The organism is Kitasatospora sp. NPDC007106 (assembly GCF_040634455.1).
GTDB lineage: Bacteria > Actinomycetota > Actinomycetes > Streptomycetales > Streptomycetaceae > Kitasatospora > Kitasatospora arboriphila.
The window spans coordinates 1-1,235 of sequence record NZ_JBEYFP010001328.1; the positions used below are offsets into that span (position 1 = coordinate 1).

The 1,235-nt window shown below is 72.2% G+C and carries 1 protein-coding gene; it reads left to right on the forward strand.

All coding sequences use genetic code 11. The features are described from left to right. On the forward strand, window positions 1-1,056 hold a 1,056-nt coding region (locus ABZ641_RS38215; protein WP_359989256.1), incomplete at its 5' end, for a glycosyltransferase family 2 protein. Window positions 1,057-1,235 lie beyond the last annotated feature (179 nt).

Below are 1,235 nucleotides of genomic sequence, written 5' to 3' on the forward strand. Positions count from 1 at the left end.
CTGGTGCCCGCGTACAACGAGCAGGAGTGCATCGCCAACACCCTCAACTCGCTGACGGCCGGCGAGCACCCCGTCGAGGTGATCGTGATCGACGACGGGTCGACGGACGACACCGCGCGGATCGTGCGCGAGCTCGACCTGCCGGGCGTACGGCTGATCACGCAGCCGAACTCCGGCAAGGCCACCGCGCTCAACACCGGCATCGCCAACGCCTCGCACGACCTGATCGTGATGATGGACGGCGACACGGTCTTCGAGCCGTCCACCGTCCGCGAACTCGTCCAGCCGTTCGCCGACCCGTCCGTCGGCGCGGTCGCGGGCAACGCCAAGGTCGGCAACCGCAACGGCCTGATCGGGGCCTGGCAGCACGTCGAGTACGTCATGGGCTTCAACCTGGACCGTCGGATGTACGACGAGCTGCGCTGCATGCCCACCGTGCCCGGCGCGGTCGGCGCCTACCGCCGCGAGGCGCTGGAGCGGGCCGGCGGGATGAGCGAGGACACCCTCGCCGAGGACACCGACCTCACCATGGCCCTGCACATCGACGGCTGGCGGGTCGTGTACGCCGAGAACGCCCGGGCCTGGACGGAGGCGCCGAGCACCGTCGGCCAGCTGTGGTCCCAGCGCTACCGCTGGTGCTACGGCACCATGCAGGCGATGTGGAAGCACCGCCGGGCGGTGTTCGCCTCCGGCCCGGCCGGCCGCTTCGGGCGGGTGGGGCTGCCGCTGGTCGCCCTCTTCATGGTGCTGGCTCCGCTGCTGGCCCCGCTCTTCGACGTCTTCCTGGTCTACGGGCTGGTGTTCGTCGACGCGCCGAAGACCTTCGCCGCCTGGTCGACCGTGCTGCTCGCCCAGTTCGTCTGCGCCGCGTACGCCTTCCGGCTCGACCGGGAGCGGCCGCTGCACCTGTTCTCGCTGCCGCTCCAGCAACTGGTGTACCGGCAGCTGATGTACCTGGTGCTGCTGCAGTCCTGGATCACCGCGCTGACCGGCAGCCGGCTGCGCTGGCAGAAGCTGCGGCGCACCGGCGAGGTCGACGCGCCCGTCGCCGCCTGACCCGCTCCCCCTGCCTTCCGACCCGCCCCGGTCCTGCTCTCCACCACCCGAAAGGCCACCATGACCGCGCCTGCCCACTCCGGGTACTCCCCGCCCGGCGCCGGGCCGTCCGCCGGCGCCCCCGCTCCCGTGCCCGTTCCCGCGCCCGTTCCCGCGCCTGGGTCCGGCTCGGGTGCTGC